At 38.1% G+C, this 1,326-nt stretch carries 3 protein-coding genes; all 3 read right to left on the reverse strand.

What is annotated here, in order from left to right; genetic code table 11:
• Positions 1–9 precede the first annotated feature (9 nt).
• From FTU29_RS17585 to FTU29_RS17250, 3 genes are read right to left on the reverse strand one after another with little or no spacing between them, the layout of a single operon-like run.
• The gene (locus FTU29_RS17585) at positions 10–285 is read right to left on the reverse strand and encodes a hypothetical protein (protein WP_180123035.1); all 276 of its coding nucleotides are present in this window, start codon (positions 283–285) and stop codon (positions 10–12) included.
• Positions 260–451, reverse strand: a complete 192-nt coding sequence (locus tag FTU29_RS17245) for a hypothetical protein (RefSeq protein ID WP_180123037.1) — start codon at positions 449–451, stop codon at positions 260–262. Before FTU29_RS17245 ends, FTU29_RS17585 begins: the two co-directional genes overlap by 26 nt.
• Positions 452–457: 6 nt before the next feature.
• Positions 458–661, reverse strand: coding sequence for a hypothetical protein (locus tag FTU29_RS17250; RefSeq protein WP_180123032.1), 204 nt, complete (start codon positions 659–661; stop codon positions 458–460).
• Between the last annotated feature and the right edge of the window lie 665 nt (positions 662–1,326).

Consider the following 1,326-nt stretch of genomic DNA (forward strand, 5'->3'; position numbering starts at 1 on the left):
GGTTCGAGTTTAAAAGTATTCTTCATCCCTTTTACCCATCATCAACTCAGTCTTAACCAGCCATTGCTCAAACAGCTTTTCACTTTCTTCACGATTGCCCAACTTGTACTGATCAAATTGACTATGGCATGAATGACATAGCGGCACCGTGAACTCGTCACTAGCTTTGATTGATCTACCCTTACCATGCTTAGCACTATTTGAATGCGCAGCCTGACTGTCTGGATTGCCGCATCGAATACACGGCAGTTTTCTAATTTCAGCGAGTCGTTTTGGGCTTCTCATAAAGTAATTCTTCTATGCTTGCGATCTGCTTACCAATCTTTCTCAACTCAGCACCGCAGTCTTGGCGAAATGCATAACTTGAATACAAATGGTTATAGCTCATCAAGCGTGATTGATTTGCTTTAAGCAGCTCTAAATTTTTGGATGCCTCTACTCGATCAACCATAATCACCTACTTGCGCCCTTGACGCATATATAAACGACGCTTCTTTTGACTTACGCGATTTGGTTTTGATTTATGCTTTGGGGGTTGCATGAGGCGCATTACATTTGATAATGCCTCAAGGCTGTTTGGTGCTCGCTCCCACCCATCAGTAAATATTGCCGAACCCATAGCCGCTAAAGCCACACCTAAACTCATTCGTTTCATTCGCATACTTACCACCAATAAGAAAAGAAAAACCCCTCAACATCTAGAATGCGAGGGGCTTTTGTGTGCCGTAATACGTTCGGCGATTTATTTGAGCTACCCACCAAAAAAAAGGGAAGCGCATTGTAAAGAGGCAAAATCGAATAATCAAATTTAAATTTATTTACTTTTCAAATACTTAATATTTATTCAGCAATAAAGTTGTATAGGCTATTAATTCACAAAAGGGCAAGTTAGAATACTCATATAACTTATTTTAATGAGTTATATAACCATTCATAAAGAGGTATTAGATAAAGATGATGGAGTTTGAATTCACCTTTAAGGTGAGACTTAAAATTACTCGGAAAATGGCTTTAAAAGTTTGGACGCTTGCACTGCCATTTTCCGAGTTAGCATTATTAATCAGCCGATTTCCTTCCAATATAGGAGATTTAACTGATTTAATAATTTGGTTCGTATTTTGTTTATTTATAAACATAAAATACGTTTTTTTAATTCCAATGTAAACTTTAATAACTTTGCTGGGTGGCTAAGGCCGCCCAGTTATTTAACTTCTTTCAAACAATCCCGACAAACCTTTATCTCATCGCCATCAATCGTGTGGTCAATTTCAGCCGCACCATGAAAGCCGAATAAGCATTTTAAAAATTGGAGCATGTGAATCTCCT

This window comes from Acinetobacter sp. YH12086 (genome assembly GCF_013419345.1).
Taxonomy (GTDB): Bacteria; Pseudomonadota; Gammaproteobacteria; order Pseudomonadales; family Moraxellaceae; genus Acinetobacter; species Acinetobacter amyesii.

What these genes read in the sequence shown, in the direction of transcription:
- FTU29_RS17245 (WP_180123037.1), bottom strand. Translation starts at nt 451, where the DNA reads ATGGTTGATCGAGTAGAGGCATCCAAAAATTTAGAGCTGCTTAAAGCA.
- FTU29_RS17250 (WP_180123032.1), bottom strand. Translation starts at nt 661, where the DNA reads ATGCGAATGAAACGAATGAGTTTAGGTGTGGCTTTAGCGGCTATGGGT.
- FTU29_RS17585 (WP_180123035.1), bottom strand. Translation starts at nt 285, where the DNA reads ATGAGAAGCCCAAAACGACTCGCTGAAATTAGAAAACTGCCGTGTATT.